This window comes from Heliobacterium chlorum (assembly GCF_014502795.1).
Taxonomy (GTDB): Bacteria; Bacillota; Desulfitobacteriia; order Heliobacteriales; family Heliobacteriaceae; genus Heliobacterium; species Heliobacterium chlorum.
This window is the reverse complement of record NZ_JACVHF010000004.1, coordinates 101,949-116,280: the sequence shown is the minus strand read 5'-3', so window position 1 is coordinate 116,280 and position 14,332 is coordinate 101,949. Positions and strand designations below refer to the sequence as shown.

At 54.1% G+C, this 14,332-nt stretch carries 16 protein-coding genes; 2 read left to right on the top strand and 14 right to left on the bottom strand.

Features of this window, described 5'->3' with window-relative positions; all coding sequences use genetic code 11:
* Positions 1-2: 2 nt before the first annotated feature.
* From rsmA to metG, 6 genes are all read right to left on the bottom strand, one after another.
* The gene (rsmA, locus tag H1S01_RS06540) at positions 3-854 is read right to left on the bottom strand and encodes a 16S rRNA (adenine(1518)-N(6)/adenine(1519)-N(6))-dimethyltransferase RsmA (RefSeq protein WP_188039289.1); all 852 of its coding nucleotides are present in this window, start codon (positions 852-854) and stop codon (positions 3-5) included.
* Positions 827-1,378, bottom strand: coding sequence for a ribonuclease M5 (rnmV, locus tag H1S01_RS06535; RefSeq protein ID WP_341479046.1), 552 nt, complete (start codon positions 1,376-1,378; stop codon positions 827-829). The genes rsmA and rnmV overlap by 28 nt, the downstream gene beginning before the upstream one ends.
* 119 nt (positions 1,379-1,497) lie before the next feature.
* Positions 1,498-2,553 (bottom strand): 3D domain-containing protein, encoded by a 1,056-nt coding sequence (locus H1S01_RS06530; RefSeq protein WP_188039288.1) that lies wholly within the window; start codon positions 2,551-2,553, stop codon positions 1,498-1,500.
* 182 nt (positions 2,554-2,735) lie between these two features.
* A complete protein-coding gene (locus tag H1S01_RS06525) occupies positions 2,736-3,809 on the bottom strand; it encodes a 3D domain-containing protein (RefSeq protein ID WP_188039287.1) in 1,074 nt (357 codons plus the stop codon).
* A 121-nt stretch (positions 3,810-3,930) separates the two neighbouring features.
* On the bottom strand, positions 3,931-4,716 hold the full coding sequence (locus tag H1S01_RS06520; RefSeq protein WP_188039286.1) for a TatD family hydrolase: 786 nt from the start codon (positions 4,714-4,716) through the stop codon (positions 3,931-3,933).
* Positions 4,717-6,810 carry a methionine--tRNA ligase gene (metG, locus tag H1S01_RS06515; RefSeq protein ID WP_188039285.1) on the bottom strand — a complete coding sequence of 698 codons (2,094 nt, stop codon included), beginning with the start codon at positions 6,808-6,810 and terminating at the stop codon, positions 4,717-4,719. It lies immediately after the preceding gene.
* A 186-nt stretch (positions 6,811-6,996) separates the two neighbouring features.
* Between metG and H1S01_RS06510 the strand changes: the two genes are divergently transcribed.
* Positions 6,997-7,248 carry an AbrB/MazE/SpoVT family DNA-binding domain-containing protein gene (locus H1S01_RS06510; RefSeq protein WP_155475541.1) on the top strand — a complete coding sequence of 84 codons (252 nt, stop codon included), beginning with the start codon at positions 6,997-6,999 and terminating at the stop codon, positions 7,246-7,248.
* Positions 7,249-7,345: 97 nt separating this feature from the next.
* On the opposite strand, the gene rsmI is transcribed toward H1S01_RS06510, so the two are convergent.
* The 8 genes from rsmI to H1S01_RS06470 form a co-directional block, all read right to left on the bottom strand.
* Complete coding sequence (gene rsmI, locus H1S01_RS06505; protein ID WP_188039284.1) at positions 7,346-8,281, bottom strand: 16S rRNA (cytidine(1402)-2'-O)-methyltransferase; 936 nt, start codon at positions 8,279-8,281, stop codon at positions 7,346-7,348.
* Between the two features lie 7 nt (positions 8,282-8,288).
* Positions 8,289-8,600 carry an initiation control protein YabA gene (locus H1S01_RS06500; RefSeq protein ID WP_170291698.1) on the bottom strand — a complete coding sequence of 104 codons (312 nt, stop codon included), beginning with the start codon at positions 8,598-8,600 and terminating at the stop codon, positions 8,289-8,291.
* Between the two features lie 57 nt (positions 8,601-8,657).
* Entirely contained in the window at positions 8,658-9,362 is a 705-nt protein-coding gene (locus H1S01_RS06495) for a PSP1 domain-containing protein (RefSeq protein ID WP_188039378.1), read from the bottom strand.
* Positions 9,363-9,402: 40 nt separating this feature from the next.
* A complete protein-coding gene (gene holB / locus H1S01_RS06490) occupies positions 9,403-10,395 on the bottom strand; it encodes a DNA polymerase III subunit delta' (RefSeq protein ID WP_188039283.1) in 993 nt (330 codons plus the stop codon).
* Between the two features lie 11 nt (positions 10,396-10,406).
* Positions 10,407-10,871 carry a YaaR family protein gene (locus tag H1S01_RS06485; protein ID WP_188039282.1) on the bottom strand — a complete coding sequence of 155 codons (465 nt, stop codon included), beginning with the start codon at positions 10,869-10,871 and terminating at the stop codon, positions 10,407-10,409.
* A 3-nt stretch (positions 10,872-10,874) separates the two neighbouring features.
* Positions 10,875-11,516 (bottom strand): dTMP kinase, encoded by a 642-nt coding sequence (tmk, locus tag H1S01_RS06480; RefSeq protein ID WP_188039281.1) that lies wholly within the window; start codon positions 11,514-11,516, stop codon positions 10,875-10,877.
* Between the two features lie 99 nt (positions 11,517-11,615).
* Positions 11,616-13,067: an Orn/Lys/Arg family decarboxylase gene (locus tag H1S01_RS06475; RefSeq protein WP_188039280.1), complete on the bottom strand. Its 1,452-nt coding sequence runs from the start codon at positions 13,065-13,067 to the stop codon at positions 11,616-11,618.
* A gap of 100 nt (positions 13,068-13,167) precedes the next feature.
* Positions 13,168-13,401, bottom strand: coding sequence for a sigma factor G inhibitor Gin (locus H1S01_RS06470; RefSeq protein ID WP_188039279.1), 234 nt, complete (start codon positions 13,399-13,401; stop codon positions 13,168-13,170).
* Positions 13,402-13,664: 263 nt separating this feature from the next.
* Between H1S01_RS06470 and H1S01_RS21890 the strand changes: the two genes are divergently transcribed.
* The gene (locus H1S01_RS21890) at positions 13,665-14,327 is read left to right on the top strand and encodes a lytic transglycosylase domain-containing protein (protein ID WP_188039278.1); all 663 of its coding nucleotides are present in this window, start codon (positions 13,665-13,667) and stop codon (positions 14,325-14,327) included.
* Positions 14,328-14,332: the final 5 nt, after the last annotated feature.

Genomic DNA, 14,332 nt, shown 5'->3' with positions numbered 1-14,332 from the left:
CTCTACCGGTACAGTGCGTCAGTCGCCCGAGCAAACTCGTCCAGGTTGAGGGTCTCTCCACGCCTTCCCGGATCTATGCCGACCCGTGCAAGCCGCTCTGACATTTCCATTTTGGTCATCTCCAAGCCGAGTCCGCCTAAGGCGTTCAGCAATGTTTTACGACGCTGGTTAAAGGCAGCCCGGACGACTCGAAAGAACGCCTTTTCGTCAGAAACAGAGACAGGCGGTTGACGACGACGGTTCAATCGGACGACGGCGGAGCTCACCTTGGGCGGGGGAATAAAAGCCCCTGGCGGGACTTTCGTGACGAGCTTGACTTCACAATGATATTGCACCGCCACGGACAAGGCACCATAGTCTTTCGTTCCGGCTTGGGCGAGCATCCGATCTGCCACTTCTTTTTGCACCATAATGACCATGTGGGACAGGTTAAACCGTCCCTCCAGCAATCCCATCATGATCGGTGTCGTGATGTAATAGGGCAAATTGGCGACCAAGGCGAAGGGCTTGTCCCCTCGATAGGGCGCCGTCACCGCATCATAGTCGACTTTCAGTGCGTCCTGCCATAGGATCTCTACCTGTGGGTACTCCCGGCAGAGATCCGTCAACAGGGGACGCAGGCTTTCGTCGACCTCAATGGCCAGCACCTTACCTTCTGGACCTACCGCTTCCGCCAGATGGGGTGTCAATGTTGCCGGTCCCGGACCGATTTCTACAACCACATCGCCCGAGGAAAGTTCCGCCGCGTCGACGATGCGGTATACATATTCACTGTCAGAAAGAAAGTTTTGTCCGAGACCTTTCTTGGCCCGAATACCGTATTGGGCTATGCGTTGTCGCAGTTCTTTGGACATGGAACCTCACCTATTTCTTTTAGGGCGTCTTCGATTTCGCCCCGTCCTAATCCGAAGTGATTGATTCGCTGGAGGAACTGTTTGGCATTGACCCGGCCGATGCCCAGTTTTTCCCCTAGGGCTTCTCGCCGTTGACCGGCGCCGGGCACACCGTCGACTTTCCAGATGCGCAGGTCGTCGCGGTTAAAAGTCTCCCGCTTGGTAGCCGGCGAACGGACCTGGTTCAAGGCAACCCGGATATCTTGCAGACGGGCATGTTCGATGCCGACTTTCCCTTCTTTTTTCGCCACTGCTGCCGGCAAAAAGGCATGTTTGACACCGGGTACCGCTTCGGTGACCCACCGGCGGATTCGCTCTCCTGGCCCGTCCGGATCGGTAAACACGATGACCCCGCATCGCTGTTGGGCTTCTTTGATGACCTGCAGCGTCTTCGGGCTCAGACCGAGCCCTTGGGTAATGATCACTTCGGCGTCGACAGCACGCTTTACAGCGACCAGATCGTCCCGCCCTTCCACAACGATCACTTCGGCGATTCTTTCTTTTTCCAGACTTGTTCACCTCATCATCGAGATAGTTTTCCCGCCGGAAAGAAACCAAACCCGCCCCAAATAGGGCGGGCTCAATGGTTCACCATTGAATTTGCTTATTCGTCCAGTACATAGACCTTCGTGTTCTTTTTACCCCATCGTCTCGCATCTTGCTCCGTTTCGACGAACACATCGATGTGGTCGCCGATGATGGACGCTCCCCGGTCAGCGGCGCGGGCAAATCCGTATCCTTCCACGTATAGCTTAGAACCCATAGGGATGGTGGAGGGGTCCACGGCGACCATGCCTACTTCCGGGTATGCGCCAGAGGCTGTGTTTCTGCCCGTATGGGTGTAGGCAGTCGCTGTCATGTACAGTGCCTCTTTGATGCGAAAGCGCAGACCGCCCCGAGACACCTGATCAATCGTACCCATAGCCACCACTTGATTGACGGGCGGTTGAACGATTTCCTGCGAAATCAGTTCCCGCTTAACTTCCTGACCGTCTTCAAAGATCACCTTGGTCGCCTGGCGAACGATGCCGTTCTTTCCTCGAGAAACGATCTTTTGAAGGCCTTTTTCCAAGCTGTTGTCCGGTTTCGATTCTGTGCGAAAAGGAATGGGTTCGTTTTCAACAACTTCTGTTTCCTGTACACGAACGATGCGAACCTGCCCAGGCTTGTCCACCAATGTTTCCAGAGATGGTTCAACCCGGTCCTTGGGCTGCAATTTTATCGATGTTTGTTCAACCAGATCTTTGACGAAGACAGGTGTTGTGACGATTTCTTTGCGCTGGCCATCTACGACCAGCGATACAGGAAAGGCTCGAATGATATGTACGGTAAGTCCGTCTGTCAGCGCTGTCTCTGGACTCGGTTCGACCTTGTCTTTCTCAGCCAAGGTGATTTCCTTTTCTTTCAACACTTCGGCGACGCTGTGGGAGAAGGTACCCACGACGACTTTTTGTCCATCGATGTCCAATGTGATGTCTTTTTGCAACCAATCGTATAAACCCCAGGTGACAAAGAGCAGACCGACAAGAAGGCCTAAAGCCAACTTCCATTGCCGCCCCGGCGGCTGAGAGCGAAACTGAGTGAGATCTTTGGCCACTGTTTGCAGTCTTTGGAGAAAGGATAGCGGCTCGGTCGGGTTAGTGGTGGTGTCATCCGGCATGACGGGGCCCCCTTTCGACCAAGTCTAACCAATTTTAGGTTGTACTCATTTTACTTAAGGAACGGGGGCTTGTCAAAGCTAAGAATGTTGAAAAATGGGAAAAAGAGCCACTGATCCTTCGACGTGGTTTCCTCTTTTCCCCAATCAACTGTGCTTGTGCCGAAAGTTTTAAGCTATTCTCACTATTCCTCCACGATATGTACGGTTACCGGTCGCCTTCCCCAACGAATACATTCCGCTTCCGTGTCGAAAAAAACATCGATTTTATTCCCTTTAATGGCTCCGCCAGTGTCGGCCGCTGTAGCCATACCGTAATTTTCCACAAACAGTTTGGTCCCTAGAGGGATCACCCTTGGGTCCACTGCAACCACACCGACCGACGGCCAACGGCCTGTGGCGGTGCGGCTGCCCGTGTGCGTATAGGCGGTGGCACTCACCGTGAAGGAAGAGGCGATCTTGGATCCCTGGGGAAGACCATTGTCAGTTCCTCCAGATTGCCCAAGGCGAGTGGAGCGCCCCCGTGATGCCATGGCCAATCTACTTCCGCCTCTGTCCGATCCTTCGCCGCGGATGACCACTTCATTCCGAGCTGGCTTTTGTACTTCTTCCCTCAGCCTCTCGGCCCCTACTTCGACTCCATTTTCGAGAGTGACCACTTCGGTGATTTCCTTCAGGCCCTCTTCTCCTTGAACGACGACACGGCTTTGTCCTTTGGGCATCGTCCCGTCGGTCAATTCCTGCCGTTCAAAGGGAATGGGCTCTGTCCGATTCCGGCTCTGCTTTTCTACACGGACGATTCGCCATCGCGATACACCATCTTCCGCCACCGCCTCAAGGCGGTCCTCTTTACCGAAAGCTACGCCCATTTCTTGAAGTTTCTCTTTCGAGAGACTGCCGGTAAGCTTAAAGTTCATCTTTCGTCCGTCCAGGGCCAATTCGTGCCATTGAGACTTCTCCACATGGATAACCATTCCGTCGGTGACTGGCTCTTCTTCCATCGGAGTCAATCGATCGCCAATCTCATAAGGAATCCCCTCGCTGGTGAGCACATCTTTTACGGTCTTCGCGCGGGAACGGACAATCCGTGTCTGCCCTTCCGATTCGACGGAAAGGGTCTTCCAACGAAAGGCATCACTCATCATCACCGGTGTAAGCATGCCGACAAGTGCGAAGAAAGCAGCTGTTCCCACAATCCAAGGAGACGTAAGACGAGCTTTCACTTTCGATTCTGTCGCCGGTGTGCTAGATCTATCCAATCAGAACCCTCCCCTTCTTTTCCCCATAAATCCCCTTTACGGGGACAAGAACGGGCATGGTCCAATCTATTAGGGGCCAATAAAAAAAAGAACCCAAGTGGGTTCTTTTTCCGGTTCCTGATTATGGAATTGAATTCGGTTCTGGAATTCGAAAGAGCCGGCATCCGTTTCGCAGCATCTGTTCGGCCAGTTCTTCGGGATCCTCCTCCCGCAGTTGTGCCACCTTTTGGGCAACCAAAGCTACATTCCCTGAGTGGTTGCGCTTACCGCGAAGGGGGTGCGGCGATAGGTAGGGGGAATCGGTCTCGATGAGCAGCCGATCGGCGGGGACTTTTTTTGCGATGTCCAATAGCTGCCGGGCATTTGTATAGGTGACCGGGCCGGCTAAGGAGATGTAAAAACCGAGATCGAGGCAGAATTTGGCCATCTCCCAACTGCCGGAAAAGCAGTGTAATACTCCCTCGATCCCTTGAGCCTCGCGGCGCAGCGTATCCATGACGTCCCCGTGGGCGTCCCGATCATGGATAATCACCGGTTTGCCAAGTTCCTGGGCGAGATGTAACTGCCGGACAAAGACTTCCTGCTGAACAGGCCGAGGCGACAAATCTCGATAGTAATCGAGCCCAATCTCACCGACGGCGACCATCTTCCGATGGGCCGCCATCGTGCGGAGTTGTTCATAAGTCTCTTCGGTGACTCCTTCCGCATCGTGAGGATGGACGCCCACTGCCGCATAGATGAAGGGATATTGGTCTGCTAGGGCGATCGAGCGTTCTGAGGAAGGAATATCGTAGCCGGCATTGACGATCAATTCGACGCCAGCCTCCTGGGCTTGTGCGAAGACCTCTTCCCGGTCGTCTCGAAAAGATTTGTCGTCCATGTGGGCATGGGTGTCGAAGAGGCGCATCTATTTCACCCGACTGCCAGCGGGAATATCTTTCGTGACGGTCAACGCTTCTAGCACTCCATTGTTGGAGGCCGCCAGAATCATGCCTTGTGAGGTGATTCCCCGCAGTTTGGCCGGCTTTAAGTTGGCCACGAGGACGAGCTTTTTCCCGACGAGTTCTTCCGGCGTATAGTATTGGGCGATCCCAGAGACAACCGTGCGGATTTCATCGCCTAGCTTGACTTTTAACTGCATCAGTTTCTCTGTCTTGGGAACTCTCTCCGCTTCTACCACCTCGATCACCCGCAGATCCACCTTGGCAAAGTCGTCGATGGTAATCTCCGGTAACAGAGGTTCCATAACCGGAAGGTTTTCTGCGACAGCTTCCGTCGTTGATGCTTGGGTGCCCTCTAGGGCTGATTGCGCTGCGCCTTCTGGGACGACAGTTGTTGTATCATTTGCTTTCGTATCGGTCATTTTTTGCTCCGCTGCCTTTCCTTTTTTCTCTGTTTTGGCGTCTTTTTGGCTGCCTGCCTCGGCATCTCCTTGTAAGGCCGCCGGATCGATCCGGGGGAAGAGGGGTTCCCCTTTTTGTACGGTGACACCGTCTGGGAATTCCCCCCAGATGGTCCCTTCCCAGCCCTGCAAATCTTCCCGGTCGGCTATGCCCAACTGGGCAAAGATTTTCTGCGGGATATTGGGCATGACCGGCTTGAGCAAGATCGCGGCCAAGCGAAGGCTTTCCACCATATGATAGAGGACAGCTTCCAGTTCAGCCCGAGCCTCAGGCTTTTTGTTCAATGCCCAAGGAGCCCGTTCGTCCACATATTTGTTCATGCGTCCGACGAGCTTGAAGATGGCGGCATGGGCGCCGGACAGGTCATATTTATCCATCAGAGTGCTGTACTCATGGACGACTTTTTCAGCGAGGGCTTGAATCTCTTTTTCCAGCGGACCTTCTGCCTCGGGAGATGCTTTCTTCACGACACCGCCGGAGAAGCGTTCCACCATCGATAAGGACCGGTGGAGCAGGTTGCCGATATCGTTGGCCAGATCCGTATTGATCCGGCCGATGAGCGATTCCTCCAAATAATAAGCATCTTGACCGGCGGTCATTTCCCGGGCGAAGTAATACCGCATGGCATCGACACCATATTTGTTCGCCAACTCTACCGGATCGACCACATTCCCCTTCGATTTAGACATCTTTCCGGAATCGAGCATGAACCAGCCGTGACCATAAACTTGCTTAGGCAAGGGTTCCCCTAATGCCATCAGGATGATGGGCCAGATGACCGTGTGAAAACGGACGATATCTTTGCCAACGAGATGAACATCGGCCGGCCAGTACCGTTGGTACAATTCCTGGTTATCACTGCCATAGCCTAAGGCGGTGATGTAGTTGGACAGGGCGTCAAACCAGACGTAGATGACATGGTTTTCGTTGATCGGTACGGGGATCCCCCACTTGAAGGTCGTCCGGGAGACACAAAGATCTTCCAACCCCTGCTTGATGAAGCTGAGCATCTCATTGCGCCGGCTCGTCGGCTGGATAAAATCGGGGTTTTCCTCGATGTGTTTGAGCAGGCGGTCCTGGTATTTGGACATGCGGAAGAAATAGCTCTCTTCCTTCACCAGTTCGACAGGACGGTCACAGTCCGGGCAGAGCCTTTGGTTATCCACTTCTTTGAGCTGCCGTTCCACCCAGAAGGCTTCACAAGGCGTGCAATACCAGCCTTCGTATTCCGATTTATAGATGTCTCCGTTATCCCAGATCTTTTGGAAGATGGTCTGGACAGCCTTTTTATGACGTTCTTCGGTCGTGCGAATGAAGTCGTCATATTCAATCTGATACTGCTTCCAGACGGCTAAAAAAGTATCGGCCAGTTGGTTTAAGTACTGAATCGGTTCCATCTCTTTTGCCTTAGCGGAACGCTCTATCTTTTGACCGTGTTCATCGAGCCCGGTGAGGAAGCGCACATCAAATCCCCGCAGGCGCTTGTAACGGGCGATCGTATCGGCCATGACTGTCGAATAGGCGTGGCCGATGTGCGGTTTTCCGCTGGGGTAATAGATGGGCGTCGTCAAATAAAAGGTAGGGCGGTTTTGACTCAATGCGGTAGCCTCCTGTTCATCATCATCTCTCTTATTCCCAAAAACCTGGCTGTAACCCCAGAAAAGATGATTTTTATGGATTTTTGTCAAATTTTAAAAGCAGGGGTTGACTGTTCCTGGAACGAATGGTACCATCAGGTTGTTGAACGTTGTCGAATTTTGGGGAACGAAGGGAGGCAATTTTTCATGAAATCTACAGGTATTGTGCGTAAAGTCGATGAACTGGGACGTGTGGTCATCCCCATTGAACTGCGGCGAACCCTCGGTATCGATGAAAAAGACGCTTTGGAGATTTACGTCGATCACGAGAAGATTATTTTGAGGAAATATGAACCTGCCTGCGTTTTCTGTGGAAGCGCCGTTGATGTTCAGAACTTCCGTGGCAAAGTGGTCTGCCGTGAATGCGCCGTCAGCATGGCTCAAAACGCTGCAGGCTGATTGGCTACATAATACCATTATTTCCAACTGAAAAAAAGAAACGGGCTATATTATGGCGAACATGCCATAAAAACGGGACGGGGGAAACCCCGTCCCGTTATTTTTCTATTTCATCGGAATCGCTTTTGCCTTCATGGAGAAGCTTCAAGCGGTACGCTTCTCGTCGCGGGAGACCCAATTCCTGGGCGGCTTTTTTCAGGGCGCTTTTGTGGTCGTCTCCTTCTGTTTCCAGAATCCTTATCCGTTCGGTCAGTCGTCGGGCCTTTTCGGTGTCACTTTCCTCTTCACCTTCGGATTGTTCCCCTTCTCCAGTCCCTTTCGTTTGTCCCTGACCATCAAAACCGGCTACGACGAGGGTGCATTCCCCCCGCACTCCTTCTTGCAAAGAGAGCGCCAGTTCGTCGAGGGTACCGCGACGGACTTCCTCGTACTTCTTGGTCAGCTCTCGTATCAAAGCCGCTTTCCGTTCCCCGCCAAAGGCGTCCCGGAGGTCTTTTACGGTATCTCTCACCCGGTAGGGTGACTCGTAGATGATCAGGGTGCGCTCCTCCCGGGCGAGCGAGGCGATCCGTTCCCGGTATTCTTTTTTCTGGCGGGGCAAGAAACCTTCGAAGACAAACCGGCCTGTAGGCAGCCCTGAAAGGACGAGTGCCGTCAGGGAAGCTGTCGGCCCGGGCAGCACTTCCACCGGCAAGCCCCGTTCGACACACTGCCGCACCAGGTCTTCACCGGGATCAGAGATCCCCGGTAGTCCGGCGTCGGAAACGAGCGCCACCACAGCGCCTGCAGCCACTTTATCGAGAATCTCCGTTCCTTTGCCAAAGCGGTTATGCTCGTGGTACGACGTGAGCGGCACATGGATATCATAGGCGCTTAAGAGCTTCCGGGTATGGCGGGTATCTTCGGCAGCGATGAGGTCAGCCCTCTTTAACGCTTGCAGCACTCGCAAGGTGATATCTTCAAGATTGCCGATCGGTGTGGCGCAGACGATCAGCTTCCCCGCCCCGGAAGGGCTCTCTTCGGCTTGGTTCATGGTTCACCTACTCTTTTTCTAAAAAACTGACGCAGAACAAACAATCGTCGCCGCTCCGAGGCTGACCGAAGTGAACGTGACAGATATGAAAACCTTCCCGGTATAGCCGGTTCAGATTCTCATGGCCTTGCCGTTCCAGTAGGCGCACATTGTCCTCGACCCGATCGACCGTCTCCGGCGTCACATTGGCCCGTTCCGCCCGCAGCCGCGCGTTTTCTTCCTCTAGCGTATAGACTTCCATTTTCAATGCTTCCACTTCCGACAGGAGTTCCCGCAGTTGCTCTTCCAGAGCGATCAGCTTGGAGGTTACCTTTTTCACCCGCTCCACCTCTCGTGGTTTGCGCTGTCCGCAACATCTCAAGTCAGAATAACATCGTCAGCCCTGTTCTGATTCGGGCATGTCCATCGGTTTTGGGTAAGGCCGGGGAGGTATGTCTTTTCGTTCATAACAGTCGTTTTCGAACTTTAAGCAGCACATGAGGCGGCCGCAGATTCCTGAGATTTTCGTCGGGTTTAAGGAAAGGTTCTGGTCCTTGGCCATGCGGATCGAAACCGGTTCAAAATCCCCCAGGAAGGAGGAGCAGCAGAGCACCCTGCCGCAGCAACCGATGCCGCCAATCATCTTGGCCTCATCACGAACACCGATCTGGCGCAGTTCAATACGGGTCCGGAAAACAGCAGCTAAGTCCTTCACCAGTTCCCGGAAATCGACCCGGCCATCGGCAGTAAAGTAGAAGATGATCTTGGAGGCGTCGAAAGTGTATTCCACATCGACCAGTTTCATCGGTAACTGGTGGATGCTGATCTTCTTTTGGCAAATCTCATAGGCGGCCGTTTCTTTCGAACGGTTCTCTTCCACCTGCTGGGCATCTTCGGCCGTGGCGACTCTCAGCACCTTTTTTAAAGGGTTAACGAGGCTGTCTTCGGGTACTTCCCGAGGAGGTATGACGATCTCTCCATACTCGATACCGCGGGCCGTCTCGACGATCACTCGATCCTGCGCCTGGATTTCCAGATCGCCCGGATCGAAATAATAAACTTTACCGGTTTTTTTAAACCGGACACCGACTATCTTGACCAACATGTTTCCTCCTGTCTCCCTCGGCCCATGTTTTTCTATGTTATTTCCGGGTTAGATCCCGAAGCCGCAACAGCAAATCTTCCACCAGCAAGCGGGCACTGGCGTTTGTCTCGAGCAGGCGTCGTGTTTTCATGACAAGTTCCAATCCTGCCAGCAAAACCGGGAGTGACCAGTTAGCACCGCCAACAATATCGCGGTTGATGATCAGTTCCTCCGCCAGCTTGTCCCCTCGGTCCGCCGACTGCCCCGCCAAGAGCAACCAATCACGCAGCAAAAGGGCTCCGTAGTCGACGAACTCCGCAATGGCTTCTTTGTTCTTGTCCCATTCTTCGGCCAGTTGAAAGATCTGGCTGTCGCTCATCCTGGGCAACCGTTCCAATATCTGCTGGGCCTTCTCCCGTCCCGGCGGCAGTCCTGCTTCGGCTAGTTGGCCTGCCCGGTCCCAACGTCCGTCAGACAACAGCGTCAGCAAGGGAATATGCTGGGGATCGACACCTTTTTCACGCAAGAAACGGCCGATCGCCTCGCCCGGGATGGGTTGAAAATGAACGGGCAGGCAGCGAGATAGGATCGTCGGGAGAATCCCATGGCCTCGGTCGGTAACAAGGATAAAGACCGTAGGCCCTGGCGGCTCTTCCAGTATCTTCAGCAGGGCATTCGCCGCCGGTCCCTGCATCGTTTCGGCCTGTTCAATGATCACAGCTTGATGGGCCGATACGTAGGGGAGATAACGAATCCGCTTTTGCAGATTACGTATTTGATCGATCTTTACGGAAGCCCCGTCGGGACGAATATGAAAAAAGTCCGGATGGTTCTCTCCGGAAAACTGACGGCAAGAAGCACAGCTCTCACAAGCCTCACCCTCTTGAGGCTCCAGACAAAGAACCGCTTGGGCAAAGGCCCGAGCCGTTGTCCTTTTCCCAACACCCTGAGGACCTGAAAAAAGATAAGCGTGGGCGACTCGTTCCCGAGATAATCCACGAATCAACTGCTGGACGGCCCGCTCCTGGCCCTCAATCTCGGATAACCGCACGGCCATCTCCCCTAGGTGATGATATCCAAAAGGAGGCCTCGAATCTCACCGGTTTTACCGAGGATATCGATAGACTCCGACTGTTGAGAAAAAACGGCAGAGGCAAGCTCGTCTAACTGGCGATTCACCTTTTCCACCGTAATGAGTACTTTATGCCGTCCCCGCCGATCCCAGCCTGCTTCTTCCTTCAACTGATAGGCACCGCCGACGACTTGAGCTAAAAACTTCTTTACCATCTCACGGTACTTTTTCAGATGACCTACCGTTCGATTTTGCACTAGGCTCTGGGCAGCACTGTCAATGCGTTCCAACAGGTCTTGCAAATCCGATTGGTCCCGGGCAGAGCGGGCTTTGTGCAGCTCTGAAAGAAAGGCTTCTTTCGTGATACTAGAGCCAGCGTTCCGGTCGCTGTCTGCGATTTGCCGGGCATCGCTGATTCCCGTCGGGAAGTTTTTAATCTTAATGTTATCAGACATGTTTTATCCCTCCTGACAGCAAACCAGTTCCGGCACTTTCTCACGGACCGCGTTGACAACCTGCCGGTGAACCCCGAAGATATCGCTGCCGGCCGGGATGACCCGGATTCGGCTCGTCTCTTTGGCCGCCAGTTCCAGAAAACCGCGGCGAACCTTCTGATGGAAGGCAGCCGTCTCCATCTCCATGCGGTCAGCACCTTTTCGGCGAGCCCGGCTCAAGCCTTTATCGCTGTCAATATCGAGAAGCAATGTCAAATCAGGCGCCAGCCCTTCTGTCGCCCAATGATTGATGCTTTGCAGTCGTTCCATATCCAAACCACGGCCGTACCCTTGATAGGCCAGCGTCGAGTCGGTAAACCGGTCACAGATAACAACTATACCGGCGGCTAAGGCTGGCAAGATTATTTCACGGACCAACTGAGCTCGGGCGGCGGCGTACAGGAAGACTTCCGCCATCGGCACCATTCCCGTCAAGGAGGGATCGAGCAACACCCGGCGGGCTGCCTCGCTCACCGGCGTTCCACCCGGTTCCCGTGTTTCCAGCACGGGGTATTGTAAAGCTCGAAAAGCCTGCGCCAGCAACGCCCCTTGGGTCGTCTTTCCAGCCCCATCGGCTCCTTCGAGAGTGATAAATAGCCCAGGCATGATGGCACCTCGCCTTACCCTTTGCATAGTTACGCTCATTACTATATCATCGGCCAAAATGCCTGAATACTCAATAGGCCACAAGCTGAATCGGAACGTTTATTTATCGATCACGGTGATCAAGGTCAGCTTGGGGTCCGCCGACCCTTGCCAGTGCACTCCGGCTTGTTGGAGTTCTCCGATCAGTTCCACCATTTCCGGCGTTATTTTCTCACCGGGCGCGACGAGGGGAATCCCGGGGGGATAGGGACAGATAAATTCTGCCGCAATCTGGTCACGGGCCTCGGACAGCGAAACGACGCGATGGGAGGCGAAAAATGCTTCCCTCGGTGTCAGCACCATCTGGGGCCACTGCCGGTAGCTGTCTTTAAATAGACTTCCATCTCTAATGCTCCCGGGCTGACGCCGCTCTACGGATCCGGCGAGATGGCGGAAGGCCGCCAGCAGCACGGTATCGGCATCGTCATCGTCAAAGGGAGAGATGAGAAACAGGATATGGGCCGAACCGGCCAGTTCGGCTTCAATGCCATACTTTTCTCTCAGTTGCCGGCGCAGTTCATACCCGGTCATCGGCCAATCCCGGATGACCACGAGTAGACGCGTCGGATCCCAGTCGGTGACACCGGGATAGGCCTTAATTTCTTCACCCCAACAGGAAATTCCTTTGAGGCGATTCAGTTCTTTTCGTAAAAGCTGGGCTCGTTCGGCAGTGTGCTCCCACAGCCCCTGGCCCTCCTCTTCCATGCGGCTCCGGGCCAGATCGAGAGAAGCCAGCAGCAGATAGGAGGGGCTTGTCGTTTGCAGCACCGAGAGGGCTCGGCGGACCTTGTCCACCGCAAAGCTGGGAGGCGAAAATTCCCCCGAGCCGATATGGAGCATGGCCGCCTGAGTGAGAACAGGCAGTGTTTTATGACTTCCATGAACGACCGCATGAGCTCCTAGTTTCAGCGCCGATTCCGGCAACCGGTCGCTGAAGGGATAGGCGGCGCCATGAGCCTCATCGACCCACAGCGGGATCCCTACCCGATGGGAACAATCGAGCCAAGGCGCCAAATCCTCCGCCGTCCCGAAATAGCTCGGCCGAAGCATAAACAACGCCTTGGCGCCGATGGCGCTTTCTTCCAGCCTAGAGGGATCGGAAGCTAAAGGTAGCCCTGTCTCTGCTTCGCAAACTGCCGGGATGTAGCGGGGTACAGCACCGCTGAGCACAAGAGCGCCGAAGAGAGACCGGTGACAGTGACGGGGAAGAACGATCTCATCGCCGGGTTTCAATCCGGACATGCAGAGAGCATGGATCCCCACCGTCGCCCCTTGAACCAAAAAAAAAGTGGCCTGAGCACCAAAGGCCCGAGCAGCAGCGGCTTGGGCCTCAGCAATAGCTTCCTCGGGAGCGTGGAGGTCATCGAGTCCGGGAATTTCCGTTACATCCAGGTCCGGCGTCAGACCAAGTCCTTGGAAGGCCCGCCCTTGCCCATGACCGGGCATATGAAACCCCTTGACTCCCTCACGGCGGTACGCGAGCAAGGCCTCCCATAAGGGTTGTTCTGTCACCGTAGGACCTCCGTTACATTCATATTTTCATTAGACAAAAGCGCTGGCGATGGTCGAAGGCCTTTGCCCATTCGTCAATTTGTTTATAATTGTTATTTTATCATGATTTGCTGCCGTACGCCAAATGGTGCCGCCAAGCGGGATGGTGACGCCATAACCCTGCCAAACTTTCTTTCAACAGGAGATAAGGCCGTTCATTCTCCTGCCATTCGGAGAGATTATTCAAGCAGTCCTCACAGAGAAAAAGACCTTTGAACCAAATTCCCCCGGCGAGCCCTTCGGGGGGTGTACACCGGCATGCGGAACATACGGGCAATACTTTTCCTAAATTCATCGGATCACCTCATAATAATGCCTATTTCCTAGTATGGACATTGGATCCCGCTCCTGAAACCGCCGGACTGCATTCTATGCACCCCAAGGGGATCCGGCGCCCGTCCAAGCGGGATAAATCATGAATCAGCCCATGTAAGAATGCCCTATGTGCCGCCGCTGTGAGGACGAACGCCACTTTTACATATTTTTGCATTTTTCCTCAGTTTCTACCCTTTACAGGCTCATCCCAATCGGGGTATAGTGAAACAGGAGGTGGATGACATGGTTGTTTCGGGAATTGAAGCGATTCGCCAGCAGGTGCAAGCTCAGTGTCCCAAAGGGGATTCCTTCGCTGATTTTGCCGCAACCTTGCAGGCCACGATTAAAGCCCAAGCCCTGGGAAACTATTCGCCTGCGAACCCGAACCGGCTGAACGTCGCCACGGCCTCGGATCTGCTGTTGAACAGGAACATGGTGACTACATCGTCCACGGCGACTGTCAATTCCCAACAAGCCGGTAAAGCCTACACCGCACAGAAAAACATTCCTGCCGGTCAATACAGCGATTTGATTCGCAAGACCGCCCAAAAATATAATGTAGACCCCACACTGGTCTGGGGTGTGATTAAAGCCGAATCCAGCTTCAATCCGCGCGATGTATCGCCGACCGGTGCCGCAGGGCTCATGCAACTCATGCCCGGCACAGCTCGTTCGCTCGGTGTTACCGATGCCTTTGACCCGGCCCAGAATATCGACGGCGGTGTCCGTTACCTGCGACAAATGCTGGATCAGTTCGGGGGCAATGTGAAATTGGCCCTTGCCGCCTACAATGCTGGTCCCGGTAACGTCTCCAAGTATGGAGGAATCCCGCCTTTTTCCGAAACGCAAGCCTATGTTCCCCGGGTGTTACGGTATCAGCAAGAGGCCCAATCGGCCTTCGCATAAATATA

Excerpts from the sequence above, each read along its gene's own strand:
- rsmA (WP_188039289.1), bottom strand. The coding sequence starts at position 854 with ATGTCCAAAGAACTGCGACAACGCATAGCCCAATACGGTATTCGGGCC.
- H1S01_RS06530 (WP_188039288.1), bottom strand. The coding sequence starts at position 2,553 with ATGCCGGATGACACCACCACTAACCCGACCGAGCCGCTATCCTTTCTC.
- H1S01_RS06520 (WP_188039286.1), bottom strand. The coding sequence starts at position 4,716 with ATGCGCCTCTTCGACACCCATGCCCACATGGACGACAAATCTTTTCGA.
- H1S01_RS06510 (WP_155475541.1), top strand. The coding sequence starts at position 6,997 with ATGAAATCTACAGGTATTGTGCGTAAAGTCGATGAACTGGGACGTGTG.
- rsmI (WP_188039284.1), bottom strand. The coding sequence starts at position 8,281 with ATGAACCAAGCCGAAGAGAGCCCTTCCGGGGCGGGGAAGCTGATCGTC.
- H1S01_RS06485 (WP_188039282.1), bottom strand. The coding sequence starts at position 10,871 with ATGTCTGATAACATTAAGATTAAAAACTTCCCGACGGGAATCAGCGAT.
- tmk (WP_188039281.1), bottom strand. The coding sequence starts at position 11,516 with ATGCCTGGGCTATTTATCACTCTCGAAGGAGCCGATGGGGCTGGAAAG.
- H1S01_RS06470 (WP_188039279.1), bottom strand. The coding sequence starts at position 13,401 with ATGAATTTAGGAAAAGTATTGCCCGTATGTTCCGCATGCCGGTGTACA.
- H1S01_RS21890 (WP_188039278.1), top strand. The coding sequence starts at position 13,665 with ATGGTTGTTTCGGGAATTGAAGCGATTCGCCAGCAGGTGCAAGCTCAG.